Origin of the sequence: Microvirga arabica (genome assembly GCF_016811235.1) — a bacterium.
GTDB lineage: Bacteria > Pseudomonadota > Alphaproteobacteria > Rhizobiales > Beijerinckiaceae > Microvirga > Microvirga arabica.
Genome location: NZ_JAFBID010000078.1, coordinates 1 through 19620, shown reverse-complemented (window position 1 = coordinate 19620; position 19620 = coordinate 1). Strand labels below are relative to the sequence as shown.

Sequence of the window (19620 nt, the reverse complement as noted above, 5' to 3'; positions counted from 1 at the left end):
AGATTGCAAGCTCAAGGATGATTCGGCTGATCATGACGTCGTTTGCCTCAACCGGAACCGTAGATTCAGGCCGACAGGTCCACTTCCAGGCCCAGCTTCTTAATGCCGTCGAGCAGGCGATTATCGCGACAGACCTCGCCGGGGTCGTTACCTACTGGAACCGCTGCGCCGAGCGGCTGTATGGATGGGCCGCCGAGGAGGCGCTCGGGCGCAACATCCTGGAGCTGAACATTCCCCCGGAGGGGTTGCCTCAGGCCGAGGAGATCATGGACTGCCTCAGGGCCGGCAAGATGTGGTCCGGAGATGTCATCCTGAGGCACAAGGACGGACATAGCTTCCCGGTTCAGGTGACCGACTCGCCCGTTCTGGATGACGGCGGGCAGATGGTGGGCATCGTCGGCATCTCGATGGAGATCGGCGACCGGGTGCGCACCCTGGCGGCGCTTACCAGCAGCGAGGAGCGGCTGCGGATCGCCCAGCATGCCGGGGGAATCGGTACCTTCGAGTGGAACATCCGCTCGGGCGAGGTGATGGTGACAGAGGAGTTCTGCCGCATCTGGGGAATAGGGCAGCACACGTCGATCCGGGTCGGTGCGTTTGAGGAGTTCACCCATCCCGACGACCGTGATCTGCTCGCAACATCGCTGGCCCGTCCCCTCGAGGATCTGATCGGCTACACGGAGTACCGCATCATCCGCCAGGATGACCGGCAGGTGCGATGGCTGGCCCGGCGCGGGGAGATCGTCCGCAACGAAGCCGGTGAGCCTTCCCGGGTCATCGGAGCCGTCTACGACATCACGGACCGCAAACGGGCGGAGGAGCAGCGCCAGCTCCTGATGCAGGAACTGGCGCACCGGGTGAAGAACACCCTTGCCATGGTCCAGGCGATCTCCACCCAAACAATGCGAAGCGCCGCTTCCCTGGAAGAGGCGGGCACTATTTTCGGCGAGAGGTTGACAGCCCTTGCCCGGGCGAACGACACCTTGCTGCAAGAGAACTGGTCCAGTGCCAGCATCAGGGTGATCGTCGAAGGCGCCATCCAGTCGCACAACGACCACGGCCGGATCCATTGCAGCGGACCTGATATTCGCCTCGGCCCCAAGGCGGCACTTGCTCTCTCCCTGGCCCTGCACGAGCTGTGCACCAATGCGGCCAAGTACGGGGCGCTGTCGATGGAAACCGGGCAGGTCGAGATCACGTGGCATGTGGCAGGGGACAAGGATGCTGCCCTGTTCCGGTTCAGGTGGCAGGAAAGTGGCGGTCCGCCCGTCAAGGCGCCCGAGCGCAAGGGCTTCGGCTCGCGCCTGATTGAGCGAAGCCTCGCGGGGAGCTTCGGCGGACAGGCCGGAATTCGCTACGAGCCGACTGGGATCGTCTGGAGCATCGAGACCCCGCTATCGGCCCTTCAGGAGCCAAGTTCCGGTTGATCGGGCTCTGAGGCGCCGGCCACCTCACCACTGTCAGCTTGTCCATCGGCCGAGACACTGGGCCGACTGCCTTGGCAGTATAAAAGCAAAGGTCCTGTTCTGGCCCGTTCCGGACGGGGGCGAACTTCCGCTTTGGGCAGGAGCATTGGACGTTCCTGTCAGTGAATGAATTTCACTGCCTGACCCACAACCGACCTTCGGCAGGTAAGAGAACTAAGAGCTCAACCTGGGGGCAGTGGGCGGGGACGGGAGCCGCTGTCGATAGCAACGAACGTGAAGACTGCTTCAGTCACCTTGATCTGTTCGTCCCCGTCGCGGGAACGGCGCCAGGCTTCAACCTGGAACCTCATGGACGTGCGTCCCGTGGAAATCAGGTCGGCGTAGACCGAGACCTCGTCACCCACATGAACCGGAGTGTGGAAGACCATCCCGTCGACTGCGACGGTCACGCAGCGCCCTCGAGCACGCCGAGCGGCTGCGTTGCCGGCGGCCAGGTCCATCTGCGCCATCAGCCATCCGCCAAAGATATCGCCGGCTGGGTTCGTGTCCGAGGGCATTGCAATCGTCCGGATGACAGCCTCGCGCGCACCGGGGATTTCGACGCTCATGATGGCTCCCTTCCTGGCTCCAGCCGTATCGCTCAGTGCTCCAGGATCGGCCTGATTTCCTGGAGATTTCCGATGGTGTGCTCCAAGTGGCGACGCAGGGCCTGCGAGGCCTCTTCATTCCGCTCCCGCTCCAGCAGGTCGAGGATCTGGAGGTGCTCCTCGCATTGCTGGCGGTAGCGCTTGCGGTCGACCATCGAGCGATACGAGAGCAGGCGCCTGACACGGTTGATGCGCCGGACCGCCTCCAGGAAGAACGGATTGCCGGATGCGCCGATGATGGCCTCGTGAAAGCGCACGCCCCGTTCGTGGAGCGCGGCGGCACTGTCCGTTTCGATAGCGCCGCCGAGAAGGCGGAGCTCTGCCTCGCGACAGCGGGCGGCAATGTCACGATCAAGGCGGTAGGTCGGCTCCAGCAACGCGGCGGGTTCGAGCGCCAAGCGTACCCTGTACGTTTGCTCCAGGCTCTCCGGCGTTGTCAGCATCGGCGAGAACGACCAGCCGTAACCAGGACGGCGTTCGGCCCAGCCCTCCTGGGCTATCCGGCCCAACACGGCGTTTAGCTGTGCCTTGGAGATCCCGTAGGTTTCCTTGAGGTACGCCTCGGAGGCAGGTTCAGGCAGGCGGCCCTGGAGATGGTCTTCCGCAATCCTGAAGTAGACCTCCGCGGCATCATCCTTTGTGGAGAGGCCCAGGGTCTCGGGCGACACGTCCTTCACATCCGACACGAAGTAGCCGCGGTTGCGCTCATGGGTGAGGACGCCCTTGGCGGCGAGCAGTTGCAGCGCCTGGCCGACCGGAAAGCGCGAGACGCTGAAGCGCTCGGCTAGTCCCTGTGCGGTGAGGTGCGTTCCTGTAGCCAGCGCGCCACTTCGGATATGCTCCAGGATCTGTGCGGCGAGACCTTCGGTCAACTCGCGTTTTCCGTTGACCGTGCGCTCCCCGGCTGAACTCATGAACATATCCTCGCACTCGACTCTCAAGACGGCTCACCCTCCTTTACCCGATTTGCTACATTCACGGTATCCTCGGGTACGCGGCCAAAGGATACCGGCTCTCCCTCCATCAATCCTCGGCCGTCCTGAACCGGCTCAGTCCCTTCATGACAAACGGTGCCAGGAGCGCCATCGCAGACAGGGACAGCAACGTGGCCGAGCCTGGGTTCTCGAAGAAGACCATCGGGTCGCCTAAAGTCATCTGCATGGCCCTCCGGAGCTGGGCCTCGGCCATGGGTCCCAAGATGAGGCCGACCACCATGGGAGCAACCGGATAGTCCCAGCGGCGCATCAGCAGTCCCAGGAAGCCGAACACGAACAGCATCCCGACCTCGACCACGGAAGGCTTGGCTGCAACCGTGCCCATGGCGGCGAACACGAGGATGCCCGCATAGAGCCACGGTTGCGGGATCGCCAGCAACCGAACCCACAGCCCAACTAAAGGCAGGTTGAGGACGAGGAGCATGGCGTTGGCGATGAAGAGGCTGGCCACCAAGCCCCAGACCAAGGCCGGGTTTTCGGTGAACAGGAGAGGGCCGGGATTGAGCCCGTACTGCTGGAATCCAGCCAACATGATGGCCGCCGTGGCTGAAGTCGGGAGGCCGAGGGTGAGCAACGGGACGAGCGTTCCCGCCGCAGAGGCGTTGTTGGCGGCCTCGGGACCGGCGACACCCTCGATGGCGCCATGGCCGAACTCCTCCGGATGCTTCGACAGCTTCTTCTCGGTTACGTAGGACAGGAAGGTGGGCACCTCGGCGCCACCGGCCGGCAGCGCCCCGATGGGGAAACCGAATGCCGCTCCCCGCAGCCACGGCTTCCAGGAGCGCCGCCAATCCTCCCGGGTCATCCAGAGCGAGCCTTTGATCGGCACGATCTCCTCAGGATTGCCTTTGAAGCGCGAGGCCACGTATAGGGCCTCGCCGACCGCAAACAGGCCAACGGCGAGCGTGGTGACCTCGACGCCGTCGAAGAGTTCGGGAACGCCGAAAGCCATGCGGGTCTGTCCGGTGAGCTTGTCGATCCCGACGAGCCCCAGCATCAGTCCGATCGTCAGGCTCGTCAGCCCACGCAAGGGCGAGTCGCCGAAGGTGGCCGATACGGTCACAAAGGCGAGCACCATCAGGGCGAAGTAGTCCCAGGGGCCGAAGTTGACGGCGAGTTCCACCAGCCAAGGCGCCAGGAACGCCAGCCCGATGGTGGCGATGGTGCCTGCAACGAAGGAGCCGATGGCGGAGGTTGCCAATGCGGGACCGCCGCGTCCGGCCTTGGCCATCTTGTTGCCCTCAATGGCGGTTGCCACCGAGGCGCTCTCGCCGGGCGCGTTGATGAGGATCGCGGTCGTGGACCCGCCGTACATGCCGCCGTAGTAGATGCCGGCAAACATGATGAGCGAGCCGGTGGGATCGAGCTTGAAGGTGACGGGCAGGAGCAGCGCCACGGTGAGCGCTGGACCTATGCCGGGGAGCACGCCGACGGCGGTGCCAAGAAGAACGCCAATGGCGGCAAACAACAGCTTCGAGGGCTCAAGGGCAACCAGGAAGCCCTGGCCGAGGGAAAGAAACGAGTCCATGGCAGGCTCCTTCAGAACAGGTGCTCAATCGGCCCTGCCGGGAGAGACAGCGTCAGGAGCTTGCTGAACAGCAGGTGGATCGCGACACCGAGGCCGAACCCGATGGCGGCATCGACCAGCAGCGCGCGCCGTCCAAACGCTCGTGCGGTGGCGGCGAAGAGGATGGTCGTCGCGAGGATGAAACCGGCCCCGAACGCGATGCAGAGCAGCAGGGCCACGAGACCAAGGGCGATCCAGCCAATCGCGATGCCATCGGCGTGCTCCGGGACGGGCAGCCCATCCCTGAATGCCACCACGATGTGTCCCAGACCGAGGGCCACCAGTGCCATGGCGATCAGATACGGCATCGCCGCTGGTCCGATCCCGTAGGTGGCTGACATCGTCTGTGCGGTCGCGTCCCGCCACACCACGACGGAGAGGACAAGCAGGGTGAGACCCATCACGAGCGCGCGCTTGTCCGCGCGCCGCCTTGCAAGCAGCGACATCATCGATTCATCCTGTGGCGTTGGAGCATAACGGGGAGCCCGCGCGGGCTCCCCGGGGCTTCATCCGTTACGACTTAACGAGGCCGACCGACTTGAGCACGTCACCGACGCGCACCTGCTCTTCCTTGAGGAAGGCCTGGAAGGGCTCGCCGGCGAGATAAAAGTCTTCCCAGCCGCGCTGCTTGAGGATCTCGGCCCATTCCTTGGACTTGACCACCTTCTCGACAGTCTCGGTCAAGGTCTTCTTCTGCTCAGCCGTAATATCAGGGCCTGCCATGATGGCGCGCCAGTTCACGACCTCGACATCCATGCCCTGCTCCTTGAGGGTCGGCACATCGGCATTGGCGAGGCGCTTGCCGGACGAGATCGCCAGCGCCCGCAGCTTGCCGGCCTTAATCTGGCTTTCGAACTCGCCGTAGCCCGAGATGCCGGCCGTCACGCGCCCGCCGAGCATGGCCGCCAGGGCCTCGCCACCGCCGGAGAAGGCGATGTAGTTGACCTTCGACGGATCGGAGCCTGCCGCCTTGGCGAAGAGTGCAGCGAGGATGTGGTCGGCGCCGCCCGCGGAGCCGCCGGCCCAGGTGACCTTCGCCGGATCGGCCTTCACGGCATCGGCCAATTCCTTGACCGACTTGATCGGCGAATTGGCAGGCACGACGATAACAAGCGGATCGCCCGTGAGGCGCGCGATCGGCGTCACCTGATCGAGAGTGACCGGCGCCTTGTTGGTGAGGATGGCGCCCACCATGGTGATGCCGTTGACCATGAGCTGGGTCGGATCGCCCTTGGCCTGGTTGACGAACTGGGCCAGGCCCACGGTGCCGCCGGCGCCGGTCACGTTGACCACCTGGACGCTCTTGGCAAGGCCGGTCTGCGTGAGCACCTGCTGGATCGAGCGTGCGGCCGAGTCCCAGCCGCCGCCGGGGCCGGCCGGGGCGATGATCTTGAGTTCCTGCTGCGCAAAAGCAGACGACGCGACGAGCGTCATGGCGGCAAAAGCGACACCGCGGATCGTGTTGGTCAAGTGGCTCACGAGTTCCTCCCTTTGAGTTGCGTGAGATGTTGAACGCGAAGCGGACGTTGCCACTCAGCGCCTGATGCTCGGCGATTCTTCTCGCCGAAGGGTTTCACCGTCTCCGGTGATCTCGGATGCGGGCGTCTGGCGGCTTGTGGCCTCCGCGTTGACGACGCGACGCAGGATGAGGGGGATGATGCCGCCGCCGCGCAGGATCTCGACCTCGAGGCCGGTCTCGATGGCAGCGGTGGCCATGAAGGTTTCGCTCGCGCCAGAGGCGCGACGGATTGTGACCGGAACCGCGCAACGGGGGGCAATGGTCGCCGGATCGGCATCAATCACGATCTGATCGCCCGGCAGTAGGTGCAGTTCGTTCGGATGCCGATCCGCGGGAAGGCGCAGGGGCAGGATGCCCATGCCGATCAGGTTCGAGCGATGAATGCGCTCGAAGCTCGAGGCCAGCACCGCGCGGGCGCCAAGCAGCGCCACGCCTTTCGCCGCCCAGTCCCTGGACGAGCCCATGCCGTAACGCTCACCCGCCACGATGACCACTGAAACGCCCTCGTTAGCATAGCGTTCGGCAGCCTCGAACAGAGGCAGGTGCTCACCCGAGCCCGCATGGATCGTGAAGCCCGGCGCGACCTGCGGGTCGAGGAGGTTGCGCACGGACTTGTTGGTGAACAACCCCCTGACCATTGCCTCCCAGTTGCCGCGGCGGGACGCAAAGACATTCAGGTCACGCGGGTTCTCGCCGCGTGCGACCAGGTACTCCGCCGCTTCGCTCCGCGGCGGAACAGCGCCGGCCGGGGAGATGTGGTCGGTGGTGATGTCGTCGCCGAGCACGAGCAGCGGATGGGCCGTATAGGTGCCGAGCAGTGTCCCCTTGCCGAACCCCGCGAAGGGTGGGCGCCGGATGTAGGTCGAGTTCTCATTCCAGGGAAACAGCGGAGTGCCGGGAGCATCGAGCACGCGCCAGGTGTCGCTGGCCTCGGCCTCGTCGTACGAGGTGTCGTAGTCGCCTGCATCGATGGCGTTGGCGAGCGCCGCGTCGATCTCGTCGCCGGTGGGCCAGAGATCGGCCAGCCGGATGTCTTCGCCTGACGCCAAGCGTGAAATGGGATCGGCGAGGATGTTGCGATTGACATCACCGGCCAATGCAAAGGCGACCACAAGAGGCGGAGAAGCGAGGAAGCCTGCCTCGAGCTGCGGATGCACACGCCCCGGGAAGTTGCGATTGCCCGACAGCACGGCGACGGGAACGATCCCGCGCTCAGTCATGGCTTGGTCGATCACGGCCGGCAGCGGGCCGGAATTGCCGATGCATGTGGTGCAGCCGTACCCGACGATGCCGAAGCCAACAGCTTCCAGATCCTCCAGCAGTCCGGCGCGGCGGAGGTAGCGTTCCGCCGTGGGAGACCCGGGTGCCAGGGAAGTCTTGACCCAGGCCGGTGGGGTGAGGCCGAAGGCACGCGCCTTGCGGGCGACGAGGCCGGCAGCGACCAGCAACCTGGGATCGGAAGTGTTGGTGCAGCTCGTGATCGCCGCGATGGCGACGGAACCGTTGCCGGGCTGTTCGGCTGATGCCGGGGCAGGCCGGGCCGCCAGCAACGGTGCCATTGCCTCGACGGTTTGGCTTGCTGGAATGCGGTCCTGCGGCCGGCGGGGACCGGCGACGCTGACCTCGACCGCGCCGAGATCAATCTCGATGGTGTCCGTGAAGCGGGGAGAGGCTTCCGGATCGAACCAGAGGCCTTGCCGCCTGGCGTATTCCTCGACAAGGCGGACATGATCCTCGGACCGTCCTGTCTCGCGCAGGTAATGCAGCGTCTGATCGTCGATGGGGAAGAAGCCGGAATTGGCGCCGAACTCGGGCGTCATGTTGGCGACGACGGCGCGATCGCCGGCGGAGAGCGTCGAGACGCCCTCGCCGAAGAACTCGACGAAACGGTCCGCCAGATCAATCTGCCTCAGGCGCTCGGTCACGGTGAGTGCAAGATCGGTCGCGAGCACGCCCTGCCGGAGGCGGCCGGTGAGGCGCACACCGACGATGTCCGGCACGCGGATCATCACCGGCATGCCGAAGAAGACGCTCTCTGCCTCCAGGCCGCCCACACCCCAGCCGAGCACGCCGATGCCGTTGATCATTGGGGTGTGGCTGTCGGTGCCGATCAGGGTATCGGGCATGGCCCAGGACACACCGTCCCGTTCCATGGTAGTGACGACGCTCGCCAGGCGCTCGAGATTGAGCGTGTGCATGATGCCGGTGCCGGGCGGATGGACGCGGAACCCGGTGAGGGCGCGCGTAGCCCACTTCATGAAGCGGTAGCGCTCGGCATTGCGCCCGTACTCCCGCTCCATGTTGCGCTGAAGGGCATCGCGGGAGCCGAACACGTCAACGCCGAGGGAATGATCGGTGGAAACATCGACGGGCAGGACGGGATTGAGCCAGCTCGGGTCGTGTCCTGCCTCGGCCAAAGAAGCGCGCATGCCAGCGATGTCCACCAAGGCCGGGCCGCAGGTGGTGTCATGCATCAGGACCCGGCCGGGCAGGAATGGGATCTCCTCCTCGCTGCGTCCAGTAGCGAGCCAGTTCAGGATCGCAGCCTTGGCCCGGGGAGCGTCCTCGCCTGCATTGCGCAAGACGTTCTCCAGCATGATGCGCAGGATGTGCGGCAGCCGCTCGAGGTCGGCGCCAGCCGCCGCAGGCAAATCGACAATACGGTGACGTTGGTCAGCGCTCGTGATGTCGGCGGTCTTTGGCATCGAACCCTTCTGCGTTTCCTGGTGAATGGTTGTGCGGCTGGGCTCTTGGTGGACCTTGCACGCTCAATGTGGATGCCAATTTGCATAATACTAATAATAAATGCAAGAGAAATTGCATTTAGAAGAAAGGATATGTTAATTGATCTCTGTGCCAGCAGGCCGATGCTGTGGCCGGCACGGGAGGAAATCACATGAAAGCAATAACTTCGCGGGCACTTAGGGCCATCTTGGCCGTCAGCCTTGGCGCAATCTCCACGGCCGCTTTCGCGCAGGCCGACTACCCAACCCGCCCCATCAAGCTGATCGTGCCTTTCACCGCAGGTGGAGGTGTCGATACGGTTGCTCGCATCGTCGGCGAGGAACTCAAGGGCGTTCTGGGCCAGTCCGTCGTTGTAGAAAACCTGCCGGGCGCTAGCGGCATGCGGGGGGCGGAAACCGCCGTTCGTGCGGAGCCGGACGGCTACACCCTTCTGCTGTCATCAGCCGGTGAAGCCGCGGTGAACCCGCACCTGTTCAAGAATATCAAGTACGACCCGAGCCGCGACCTCACTCCGGTCACCCTGGTGGTCAAGGTTCCGAATGTCCTCGTGGTCAATGCTGCATCGGGCATGAAGTCCCTCGATGACCTGCTCGCGTTCACCAAAAGCAATGCGGACAAGGCATCGTTTTCCTCGAGCGGTGTCGGGAACCCGCAGCACCTGGCCGGCGAGCTTCTCAACCGCATGGCCGCCGTCAAGCTGACGCACGTTCCCTATAGAGGCGCGGCGCAGCAGGTGACAGATGTCCTCGGGAATAACGTCACGGCAACCTTCGCGAGCTATCTGGCCGTCGCGTCCTTCGTCGAGGCGGGGCAGGTCACGGCGCTCGCCGTCACCTCGTCGGAGAGGATCCCGAGCCTGCCGTCAGTCCCAGCCATGGCCGAGCACCCGCAACTCAAGGGCTATGACGTGACCAACTGGTTCGGCCTGTTCGCGCCGGCCGGCACACCCGCCCCCATCGTCGACAAGCTGAACAAGGCAGTTGTCCAGGTGCTCAGCAATCCGGCCACGGCCAAGAAGCTTGCGGATCTGGGCAGCTACCCGTCGCCCATGAAGCCCGAGGAGTTCAAGAGCTTCCTCACGGCGGAGTCAGAGAAGTTCAAGAACATCATCACGACTGCCGAGATCAAGGCGCAGTAGACGTGCGTGACGTCGGGGGCTCGGCACCATGACGACAGGCTCGCCGTTTTACTTTGCCTATGTCGGGTCGCGCACGACACGGGAGCGTAACGCCCGGGGGGACGGCATCAACGTCTACTGTGTCGATGCCGCCACCGGCCGGTGGACCAACGTGCAACTGGTGGACGGGCTTCTCAACCCGTCCTTCCTGGCCTTGGACCGCAGCGGCCGGTTCCTGTACTGCGTCCATGGCGATGCGAGCGAGATCAGCGCCTTCGGCATCAATCCCGGAACCGGGCGGCTGACCTTCATCAATCAGGAGACCACCGCGGGCAAGAACCCTGTGCACCTGAGCGTGGATCCCGGCAACCGCTTCATCGTCGTGGCAAACCACGTCACATCGAGCCTGGCGGTGTTGCCGCGGCACGAGGACGGCTCACTCGGCAAGCTCGTGGATCTGGTCATCCTCGAGGGACAGATCGGTCCGCATCGTGTCGAACAGCCCTTCGCCAAGCCCCATCAGGTTGAATTCGATCCCGGCGGGCGCTTCGTCGTCGTCCCAGACAAGGGACTCGATCAAGTCTTTACGTTCAGGGTTGATGGCGTGACGGGCAAACTGCTCGCGGTGGATGCGCCACCGGCCGCCGCCCGAGAGGGTGCTGGACCGCGGCATATTGCGTTCCATCCCGGCGGTGCCGTTGCCTATGTCGTGAATGAGCTCGACTCCACCGTCACGGCCTACCGGCTCGATCCCGGGCACAGTGGCCTGACGCCGTTCCAGGTGGTGAGCGCTCTGCCAGATAGTTTCGTCGGCCACAGCCGCGCCGCCGAGATCATGGTGTCGAATGACGGGCGGTTCGTGTACGCGTCGAACCGGGGTCATGACAGCATCGCCATCTTCTCCGTCGATCCGGCGTCGGGCCGGTTGACGAGTATCGGCTGGGAGAAGAGCCATGGCAGAACTCCTCGCTTCTTCACGTTCGATCCGTCCGGAGCATGGATGTTCGTTGCCAACGAGGACAGCGACAGCATCATGGCCTTCAGGGTCGACCGGCAGACCGGGATGCTGTCGCATGAGGGGGTATCCGTCGCAACGGGCAGCCCCGTATGCATCGTCTTCGCGACAACGGTGTAGGCGCGTGTCCGAGGCGTTCAGGGACGCTGCAATCGAAAAGGGAACGGTATCATGGCGAATGCCGACCACGGAACGCGCGCGTTGGTGGTCCCGACGGGAATCCTGCGGGTCGCGGTCGCGGTAGGCAGTGCGATCTCTGCGGTCTGGACGAGGCGCGATGCCGCAACGGGCGAGCCTCGCGGCCCTACGGTGGATCTCGCCAGGCACATCGCTGGACGCCTCGGCGTTCCCTTGACCCTTGTCGAGTGCGCAAGTTCGGGAGAGATCATCGAGACCGCCTCATCAGGAGCCTGGGATGTGGCGTTCGCTCCCGTGGATCCCGAGAGAAAGAAGCTCGTCGACTTCGGCCCGAACTACTTTCTCGGCGAAAGCACCTACATGGTTCCGGCCGGATCGCCGATCACCAGCATCGAGGAGGTGGATCGCAATGGCGCCCGGGTCCTTGGGGTCGAGAATACCGCTACGATCCGCAGTGCACGCAAATCTCTGAAGAACACATCGGCCGTCGGGCTCCAGGGCCTTGATGAGGCTCTCGAACGGTTCACCAACGGCGAGGTGGATGCGCTCGCACTTGGGAAAGAGTCCCTCCGCAGCCTGCTGCCGCGGTTTCCCGGCGCCCGGATGCTGGACGGTCATTTTCATGCCGCCGGCACCGCGGTGGCAGTGCCGAAGGGTCATGTCGAGGCGTTGGAGGTCTTCAGCGGCATGATCGAAGACCTGAAGCGCGACGGAACCGTTGGTAAGGTCTTCGAGGCTCACGGTATGGATCCGGCGACTGTCGCACCCGTGGGATCACGTTCCTGAGGAGGAAGGTAATAGGCTCAGCCCGCAATACCCTGGTGGTGAGTAATGTCGGCTCGTGGCACATTTGCGAAGTAGACCGAATGTCTGCTGACGAAGGAGACAACAGACATTCCCGAGGCGTTCGCGATTTCCTCGGATGACCGATACCCGATTATCCGCCTGATGCCGAGGTGTGGCGCGTGCTTAAGCCAGACGCTGCTGGATCTACCAAACGGAGGGCAGCCGTTCCGTGGGAACCACGTAAGACGCTTCGAGTTCTGCAAACCTATGGTGCATTGACGCGACAATCGCGAGATCCGCATCTCCGACGCAGGGTTTTCCCATTGAGGCCTAGTTTGTATCTAACGGAGATCATGTCTGGATGACCACGAAGAACGATGCTCTGTCCTTTGAGATCGGTGAAACGGTTGTGTACCCGGCCCATGGAGTGGGTGTGATCACTGCGATTGAGGAGCAAGAGGTTGCCGGGTTCAAGCTTGAGCTCTTTGTGATCACCTTTGATAAGGACCGCCTCACCCTTCGCATTCCCCTGACGAAAGCCAAGAACAGCGGCCTGAGAAAGCTATCGGACCCTGCTGTGGTGAAGCAGGCCCTCGAAATCCTCAGCGGAAAGGCAAAGGCAAAGCACGGCATGTGGAACCGACGCTCGAACGACCTTCAGGAGCGCATCGGGACCGGGCAGCTGACCGCCATCGCTGAGGTTTTGCGGGATCTCAACCGTGGCTCAGAGCAACAAGAGGCTTCCTACAGCGAGCAGCAGATCTTTGAAGGCGCTTTGGACTTCATGATCAGGGAGGTAGCAGCGGTCAGTCGGTTAACCCAGACCGAGGCTCGCAAGTTGATCGAACAGAGCCTGGCCAAAGCTCCTCACCTCCACAAGGCTGATACCCTGGCCAAAGAACCGGAGGGGCCCGATGACGAAGCGGCTGCATAGGGAACGACCCTTCGGCTGAACGAGAGGCCGGTTAACGTTGAGTGCTGCTCCATCTTAGCTCAGGGCATTATTGGTATCATCGCGCTTCTGCGGTAGCGTTGTCCCATCAATCTATTGGTGCATCAAAATAACTCGGAGCGGGTGCATGGTAACGCGAATCGCCCGTTTGAAGGATTTCACAACCGACGGGTACCCGGGCTGTGGGCTGCCGGTGCAGGTTCTGGCAGAGGATCACGTCGGCACATACATCCTTCCATTCCCGTGTGAGCGCATGAACGGGGAGTGGCGGAATGGGACGACCGGGGAGGCAGTCCAGGCCAGCATCATTGCATGGCGTGAGTTTCGGTGACGAGCAGAGATCCACGACGTCGCTAAGCAGCCCTTCCTTCTTCGACAGACGCGATTGTAGATCTTGTGCCTAGTAATCAGGTCGGCGAACCCCTATATCGGATATGTCAGGTTCGCCTGACTATGATCGTAGAGGCAGAGTGGAATAGGCGTTTAGGACGCGGGTTCGATTCCCGCCGCCTCCACCACAAGCACACCGGCCGTCCAGGTACCGCAAGACGGGTTTTGGGCGGAATGGCCTTTCGTTGAGGTCATGCCGCTGCCCCGGTGTGTTTGTGATGGGGGCGACATGGGTTCGACTGGGCGCAATAAAGGCTAGGCTGCGATTAGGCTGAGCTACGGCCTTGATAGTGCAAAACTCATAAATGCCAACGATAACGTTGACATGGGTGCAGTGCGCCTCGCGGCGTAACCATCCGGGGCTCGGGAAAGCCTAGCAACAGAAACGGCACCTTCGGGTGCCGTTCCCATTTCATAACCTTGGCCTTCTCAGCTCATGCTGCAGCTAAAGAAGAGAAACAAAGAGCAGATGTCGGAAATTCAGGTGGACGGCTACATCCGCGTTCCCAAAGGAACTATGATCTACCCGACGGGTGACGGCGTCGAGGCTCCGGCCACGCGTGATCAGGTTGTGAAGGTCGCTGACATCTTCGACGTGGACGTGAAGAGCGACAACTTCTATCTGCTTCTACCCGATGAGATGCGGTTGCGGTACTTTGAGGCCAGCGGCGGCAAACGTCCCATTGATCAGGACATTCTGGAGTTCACCGATCGTCTCACGAAAGGCGACTATCGAGCGGTGGCATGGTCGGGCAAATGGGCGTTGATCGCCGACGTTCAGCCTGCTGAAGCTCCCGCCAACGCGAAAACGGCTCGGAAGGTGGTGAAGCCGGAGAAGAAGCCGCTCACCAAGCAACAGCAGATGGTGATCGGGTCGGTCTGGCGCTTCATCCAGGATACCGAGCTTCGCTATAAGGTTCGAAACCCCACATATGCTGTCATGCGTGATGACCTCGACAGAGGGCTCCACGAGTTATCCCAACATGCCCGCGCCCAAGCTCTAGACACGAAGCTGAGCGAGCTTGGCATCATCGATCACATCGATGAGCCCTGGGGGCCGGTGACCGCCGGCGAAACCTTTTCGGTCCGTGGCAAGCTGACTTCCGGCTTTGGAGGCGGGCAGGATGTGCCGATGCTATTCCGAGGTGAGAAGTTCACGTTGCCCTATGCCAGCCTTGAGCCGTTCGTCGAACTGGTGAATGGGCCCTCGAGCTGAAGGGCGACCTCAAAGTCGCTAAAGATTTTGGATTTGGTGGACAGGTGCGCAAGCAAACGAACCGGTTGCGCATCGCCTCTGCCAGACAACCAGAACCGGTTGGATGGAGCTATTTTCCGGGAGCTCTCTCAGAGCCCGTTGATCCTCTCCCAGACCGGCTCGTTCTGTTGAAAGCAGTCGAGGAAGGCTCAGGCAATCCGTGAGCTCCGGTCTCCCTCACACCTGGAAGAGAGGTCTTCACCGGCGCCGGCTCTGTCAGCATGAGGGGTTGCGGTGGCTGCAACAGGGGAGAAGCATACGTCCATCGTCTCCCTCATTTCGCTCTCCGAGCTGGGTCATCCTCCCTGTTTGATCGCAATCCAGATAGTGTGTCTTGCGCTTCGACGTGTTCCATGGGCGCGAGCACCGACCTCATCAACGCTAAACCCCACCTTGCGCAGTCGCGGGGTGAAGGCTCGATCCGGTGCCGACGACCACACAGCCAGGACACCGCCAGGTGTCAGCGCCGTTAGAGTGGAACTCAGTCCTGGCAAGTCGTAGAGGCTGTCATTGGCCTTGCGCGTCAACCCCTCGGGACCGTCATCGACGTCGAGCAGGATAGCGTCGTAAGCAGATCGGCCAGACCTTATCTGACGTCCAACATCTCCGTCGACAATCCTGACGCGCGGATCCGCAAGGCAATCGCCGAATACTTCGGCCATGGGACCTCGCGCCCATGCCAAAGCAGTCGGTCGCAGTTCAGCCAGGGTTACCTGAGCGCCGGGGCCGAGTTCGGCTAGCGCAGCGCGAAGCGTAAAGCCCATCCCCAATCCGCCAATAAGGATCTGCGGCTCCTGACGATCCTGAGTCCTCAAACAAGCCAATCGAGCAAGCGCTTCCTCGGAACCGCTGAGGCGGCTGTTCATCAGCTCGTTGCTGCCCAATATGATGGAGAACTCGGCCCCACGCTTCTTGAGGCGCAACTCGCCGCCGTCACCGGGGATCTCTGCCGTGTCTAGGAGGACCCAGGGGATCATGAACAGCTCTTCAGAAAACGCTACTGATTTTACTTGTTGAGCAAATGGTCGAAGTCGGCCAGCACCCGTTCGATCAGCTTGCGGCGACGTAGATCGCTTGCATCTAAATTCTGCGCGAGGAGGCCAAGCAGGTAGCGTGCCTTCTCAGCCGCCTCGTGCCAATCAGTGGCAGGTGCGGCTGCGAGCAGATCCTCGAGTTCCGCCTGTCTCATACGCAGTGCTTTCTGGTCGGCCTCGACTTCTGACCGGAGACGTCGAAGATCAGTGGCCTTCTGGGCTGCCATGCCGCGATGAGCATCGAGATTGGTCGGTTGATCAGTCGTCATCTGGTTTCTCCGTGTCCGTTACCTGCGCATCCACTGGTGAGTCGATCACCTAAGTGCGTTCGATCAGCAGGCGAGCCAGGGTCTTGGCCAAGCGCTCGTTCTGTCCAACGGGTTCAGGCGTCACATCGTGCCATTCATGTGCTCGAAGCGCCCAGGCGATATCCGAGAGGCTGCCGAGAGGCTCATGGGGCCAAGCAGGCTCGCCCGTGGGCATCAGGATCATAAACTGCCGTGAAGCCTTCATGCCCACGCGGGCCACGTAGAGGATCTCAGCGTTTCGTCTAAGCAGCGTGACCGGTTCGTAAATGTGGGATCCCTGGAAGAAGGCGTCGCCGTTGGTCATATGCGTGACGCCTGAGCCGCGATCTCGCTCCCGCGCACGCCGAAGGCGGCCGATTTGATGCGGTACGAAACCTCCCCGATCTGATCGGCCGGCACCAGCCGCACGACCTCGTTAACACTGGCGGAATTGTTCTGGGCGCCGGAAAATCCGGGTTGCTTGGGCCGGATCGGTTGTCGGACTTTGAACTTGTAAGACATCAATCGTTCTCCCTGCTGGGTAAGCCGGATAGATAACGTTCATGCGACACTGCTGGATGTATGCGCTACTTGCGTGCTTTGCGAGCCGCATAACGAGCATCACGGGCAGCCTTGCGCTCAGCCTCCAGCCTGGCCTCGTTCTCTATCTTCTCGATGGCCGCGCGCTTCTCCTGCTCGGCTTGTTTTGCCGCAAGGATCTCACGCTCTGCGGCAAGGCGGGCGCTCTCGGCAACGCGTTGGGCTTCCCGCTCGGCTATACGAGCATCCCGCGCGGCGCTTACGGCCACCCGAGCAGCCCGCCGTTCCGCAACCGCAGGGTCATCAGGGCTGGGCCGCTGACGGAACTTGGCGGCCATGGCCTGCTTTACGTCCTTGGCAGCACTCAGCCGGTCGCCAAAATCTTTCTGCTTCATTCCACTCATCGATCTCAATAGGTCCTCATCAGCTAACCGGCGCCAACTATCGGACCCGCCTGATGCTGGTGATGGTGCCTTCCGGCAGGGAGCCTTGCTCTTGCTGGGTTTGGGCAATCACTCCGACGGCCCAGGTATCGTTCGCCTTTGCTGGATCGTCGATCCACAGGTAGGCCGTGCGTCCATCGTCATAGTTCACCATGAACATAACCGATTTCGCAGGAGGGGTTTTTCGAAAAGTGTACATTACTTCCTCGTTAGCTCGACCATCGGCCGATGGAGCTTTGCAAAGAAAAGCCGCCCCACCCGGGAGCGGCTCCATAGACGGCGCTTATGGCTTGCGCCCAGACATCCTTACGCCTTCTGGATGTTGTTGACGGCGATCTTGCCGGAGCGGCGATCCTCAGCCGTGTCGAAGGAGACCTTCTGGCCTTCAACGAGGTTGCGCATGCCGGCACGCTCAAGGGCCGTGGCGTGGACGAACACGTCCTTGTCGCCGTTGTCGGGCTGGATGAAGCCGAAGCCCTTCATGTCGTTGTAGAATTTCACAGTGCCCATGATCATAGGGGTTACCTTTCGCGGTTGTAGCAGATGCACGTGAGCCAAGGCACGCGAAAGCGCGACCTCAACACGGTTCGTCGATGGTTTGGAGAGAGCGTCTGAACGTGCGCCTGGCAGAGCCAACAGCGAAACGGCCCGATTGTCCGGCCAAAGTCGATAATAGAAACATGGAGATTAATCGGACTTTTACAAGCGGCCGGGCCGGGATTGCTCAAAGAGCAGGGGGCAGAAGGATTTACTTCCCTGTTTTGCATTCCCGTAACGCTGATAAAATTTCCGATGACGCGCCCAGAGACTTCCGATCCCACCGGGAATGACTATGATTGCGGGAGGATTGCTCTGCCCAAGGCATCAACTGGGCAAGCTCAACTCCGCTCCCCGGGCAGCGAAGAGCGGTTCAGGCTAGACAGGTGAGCGCGTAATCTTCTTGATTGGAATGCGGGGACGGCCCGCTTTCTCCGCGATGGTGTTGTCCTGCTCCTCGATGGCTTTCCGGGCCGGTTCATCGCCGTCGAACCCACCCAGAATGGAGCGCGGCACACGCCGGTTCGAGCTGCGGGAGCCATCTTCGTAGAGAACGTCGAAGAGGGCATAGCCGCTCTCAACGGGCTTTGACTTCTTGCGGGCCAATGTTCGTGTTCCTTTGCAGAGCTGTGCGCACCGAGATGCCTCATAGGCCAAAACGCAGAGGCCGCCCCAAGTCAGAGCGGCCTCTTTTGCGAAATAAGTGACTAGAGGGTCTAATCAGGCCGTCTTCAGGTTTCCTGCCGATTCCTTGCCGGTGCGGCGGTCGGACTCGATCTCGTAAGAGACCTTCTGACCCTCAGCCAGACCACGCAGAGCGGCGCGCTCCAGCGCGGATGCATGGACGAAAACATCCTTGCCGCCGCTGTCAGGCTGAATGAAGCCATAGCCCTTTGTTTCGTTGTACCACTTCACCGTACCTGTCGCCATGGCGAGCTCCTTACCTTGTTCATAATAGGATAAGGCCAAGATGCATCAGCGTCTCAGCTTGCTGAGTATCGATGCTTGGGGAGATCGCCCATGCAGATGCACGGTCAGGCGCAGCAGCTCAGTCGTCAGCCAGTTTCGATGTCTGGGATATTAGGATGGCTCCGTAGCCGTTACAAGGCATTGATACGATCTGCCTACACTCTCCGCCAAGGTGTAAAATGCCGGAAAGTCCGGTGATGGCAGATTTCGTTGAAGAAGTCCTCGTGATTGGCGGCGGATCGTGATTCCCTGATGAGGCTTCTCAGCGGAGGATCGGGCCATGATGGGCGAGCGTCTCGTGATGCAGGAGAGCTTGTTCTATGAGTTCCGGCTCGAGGATCATGTCCCGTCCGATCACCTGCTGAGGCGTATCGACCGCTTTGTCGACTGCTCTGGGCTGCGCCAGCACTTGGCGAGCTACTACAGCTCTATGGGACGGCCCTCCATTGATCCCGAGCTGATGATCCGCATGCTGCTGATCGGCTACTGCCTTGGCATCCGCTCCGAGCGGCGGCTGTGCGAGGAAGTCCACCTCAACCTGGCTTACCGCTGGTTCTGCCGTCTCGGGCTGGAGCGCAAGGTGCCGGATCACTCCACCTTCTCCAAGAACCGGCACGGCCGCTTTCGTGAATGTGACCTGTTCCGCCACTTGTTCGAGGCGGTGGTGCAGCGCTGCCTGGACGAGGGGCTGGTGGGTGGCGAGGGTTTTGCGGTCGATGCCAGCCTGATCCAGGCCGATGCCAACAAACAGCGCTCACTTGCAGGGGCTGACTGGAGGAACCAGGATCACACCGAGGCAGCGCCGCGGGCCGTGCGCGAGTCTCTGGCCACACTGGACGAGGCCGCCTGGGGTGCAGCGACAGACGTTGAGCCGAAGTTCGTCTCACCCTCTGATCCAGCGGCTCAGTGGACCGGTGCCCTGCGCGGGCCAGCCTTCTTTGCCTATGCCGACAACTACCTCATCGACCTCAAGGCAGCCGTGATCGTGGATGTGGAGGCCTCTCGCGCGGTGCGGCAGGCCGAAGTGGGCGCAGCCCGTACCATGCTCGAGCGCACCGCTGAGCGCTTTGGCCTCAAGCCCGAGCGGCTGGCGGGCGACAGCGCCTACGGCTCGGCCGAGATGCTGCACTGGCTCGTGGAGGAGCAGAAGATCGAGCCGCATGTACCCGTGATCGACAAGTCCGAGCGCCAGGATGGCACCTTCTCGCGATCTGACTTCAGCTATGATGCTGAGGCGGACGCCTACACCTGTCCTGA

At 62.2% G+C, this 19620-nt stretch carries 22 protein-coding genes and 1 other RNA gene; 8 read left to right on the top strand and 15 right to left on the bottom strand.

Annotation, left to right across the window (positions count from 1 at the left end; genetic code table 11):
* Window positions 1-32: 32 nt before the first annotated feature.
* Window positions 33-1427, top strand: a complete 1395-nt coding sequence (locus JQC81_RS26340; RefSeq protein WP_203274763.1) for a sensor histidine kinase — start codon at window positions 33-35, stop codon at window positions 1425-1427.
* 221 nt (window positions 1428-1648) lie between these two features.
* Here the strand turns inward: JQC81_RS26340 and JQC81_RS26335 are convergent, their stop codons facing one another.
* The 6 genes from JQC81_RS26335 to acnA form a co-directional block, all read right to left on the bottom strand.
* Window positions 1649-2035, bottom strand: coding sequence for an acyl-CoA thioesterase (locus tag JQC81_RS26335; protein WP_203274762.1), 387 nt, complete (start codon window positions 2033-2035; stop codon window positions 1649-1651).
* Between the two features lie 32 nt (window positions 2036-2067).
* Complete coding sequence (locus tag JQC81_RS26330; protein WP_203274761.1) at window positions 2068-2988, bottom strand: GntR family transcriptional regulator; 921 nt, start codon at window positions 2986-2988, stop codon at window positions 2068-2070.
* Between the two features lie 109 nt (window positions 2989-3097).
* Complete coding sequence (locus JQC81_RS26325) at window positions 3098-4597, bottom strand: tripartite tricarboxylate transporter permease (RefSeq protein ID WP_203274760.1); 1500 nt, start codon at window positions 4595-4597, stop codon at window positions 3098-3100.
* An 11-nt stretch (window positions 4598-4608) separates the two neighbouring features.
* A complete protein-coding gene (locus JQC81_RS26320; protein WP_203274759.1) occupies window positions 4609-5085 on the bottom strand; it encodes a tripartite tricarboxylate transporter TctB family protein in 477 nt (158 codons plus the stop codon).
* Between the two features lie 64 nt (window positions 5086-5149).
* Window positions 5150-6070 carry a Bug family tripartite tricarboxylate transporter substrate binding protein gene (locus JQC81_RS26315; RefSeq protein WP_203274772.1) on the bottom strand — a complete coding sequence of 307 codons (921 nt, stop codon included), beginning with the start codon at window positions 6068-6070 and terminating at the stop codon, window positions 5150-5152.
* 99 nt (window positions 6071-6169) lie between these two features.
* Window positions 6170-8860 (bottom strand): aconitate hydratase AcnA, encoded by a 2691-nt coding sequence (acnA, locus tag JQC81_RS26310; protein WP_203274758.1) that lies wholly within the window; start codon window positions 8858-8860, stop codon window positions 6170-6172.
* Window positions 8861-9051: 191 nt separating this feature from the next.
* Between acnA and JQC81_RS26305 the strand changes: the two genes are divergently transcribed.
* The 6 genes from JQC81_RS26305 to JQC81_RS26280 all read left to right on the top strand — a co-directional run bounded on the left by JQC81_RS26305 (window position 9052) and on the right by JQC81_RS26280 (window position 14514).
* A complete protein-coding gene (locus JQC81_RS26305) occupies window positions 9052-10038 on the top strand; it encodes a Bug family tripartite tricarboxylate transporter substrate binding protein (RefSeq protein ID WP_203274757.1) in 987 nt (328 codons plus the stop codon).
* Window positions 10039-10066: 28 nt separating this feature from the next.
* Complete coding sequence (locus JQC81_RS26300; RefSeq protein ID WP_203274756.1) at window positions 10067-11152, top strand: lactonase family protein; 1086 nt, start codon at window positions 10067-10069, stop codon at window positions 11150-11152.
* 51 nt (window positions 11153-11203) lie between these two features.
* Window positions 11204-11956, top strand: a complete 753-nt coding sequence (locus JQC81_RS26295; RefSeq protein ID WP_203274755.1) for a transporter substrate-binding domain-containing protein — start codon at window positions 11204-11206, stop codon at window positions 11954-11956.
* Between the two features lie 361 nt (window positions 11957-12317).
* Entirely contained in the window at window positions 12318-12890 is a 573-nt protein-coding gene (locus tag JQC81_RS26290; protein ID WP_203274754.1) for a CarD family transcriptional regulator, read from the top strand.
* A gap of 415 nt (window positions 12891-13305) precedes the next feature.
* Window positions 13306-13692, top strand: a transfer-messenger RNA (tmRNA) gene (gene ssrA, locus JQC81_RS26285).
* 75 nt (window positions 13693-13767) lie between these two features.
* Entirely contained in the window at window positions 13768-14514 is a 747-nt protein-coding gene (locus tag JQC81_RS26280; protein ID WP_203274753.1) for a hypothetical protein, read from the top strand.
* A 335-nt stretch (window positions 14515-14849) separates the two neighbouring features.
* Here the strand turns inward: JQC81_RS26280 and JQC81_RS26275 are convergent, their stop codons facing one another.
* The 9 genes from JQC81_RS26275 to JQC81_RS26235 all read right to left on the bottom strand — a co-directional run bounded on the left by JQC81_RS26275 (window position 14850) and on the right by JQC81_RS26235 (window position 18324).
* Entirely contained in the window at window positions 14850-15530 is a 681-nt protein-coding gene (locus JQC81_RS26275) for a spermidine synthase family protein (protein WP_203274752.1), read from the bottom strand.
* 29 nt (window positions 15531-15559) lie between these two features.
* Complete coding sequence (locus JQC81_RS26270) at window positions 15560-15856, bottom strand: hypothetical protein (protein ID WP_203274751.1); 297 nt, start codon at window positions 15854-15856, stop codon at window positions 15560-15562.
* Between the two features lie 49 nt (window positions 15857-15905).
* Entirely contained in the window at window positions 15906-16199 is a 294-nt protein-coding gene (locus JQC81_RS26265) for a hypothetical protein (RefSeq protein WP_203274750.1), read from the bottom strand.
* Entirely contained in the window at window positions 16196-16396 is a 201-nt protein-coding gene (locus tag JQC81_RS26260; RefSeq protein ID WP_203274749.1) for a hypothetical protein, read from the bottom strand. The genes JQC81_RS26265 and JQC81_RS26260 overlap by 4 nt, the downstream gene beginning before the upstream one ends.
* A gap of 65 nt (window positions 16397-16461) precedes the next feature.
* Entirely contained in the window at window positions 16462-16809 is a 348-nt protein-coding gene (locus tag JQC81_RS26255; protein ID WP_312887586.1) for a DUF6481 family protein, read from the bottom strand.
* Window positions 16810-16855: 46 nt separating this feature from the next.
* Window positions 16856-17056 carry a hypothetical protein gene (locus JQC81_RS26250; RefSeq protein WP_203274747.1) on the bottom strand — a complete coding sequence of 67 codons (201 nt, stop codon included), beginning with the start codon at window positions 17054-17056 and terminating at the stop codon, window positions 16856-16858.
* Between the two features lie 107 nt (window positions 17057-17163).
* A complete protein-coding gene (locus tag JQC81_RS26245; protein WP_134499935.1) occupies window positions 17164-17373 on the bottom strand; it encodes a cold-shock protein in 210 nt (69 codons plus the stop codon).
* A 399-nt stretch (window positions 17374-17772) separates the two neighbouring features.
* Entirely contained in the window at window positions 17773-18000 is a 228-nt protein-coding gene (locus JQC81_RS26240) for a hypothetical protein (protein ID WP_203274746.1), read from the bottom strand.
* Between the two features lie 114 nt (window positions 18001-18114).
* Entirely contained in the window at window positions 18115-18324 is a 210-nt protein-coding gene (locus tag JQC81_RS26235) for a cold-shock protein (RefSeq protein WP_203274745.1), read from the bottom strand.
* A gap of 319 nt (window positions 18325-18643) precedes the next feature.
* On the opposite strand from JQC81_RS26235, the gene JQC81_RS26230 reads away from it, so the two are divergent.
* Window positions 18644-19620, top strand: a 977-nt coding sequence (locus JQC81_RS26230; RefSeq protein ID WP_203274744.1) for an IS1182 family transposase, incomplete at its 3' end; no start/stop codon positions are given.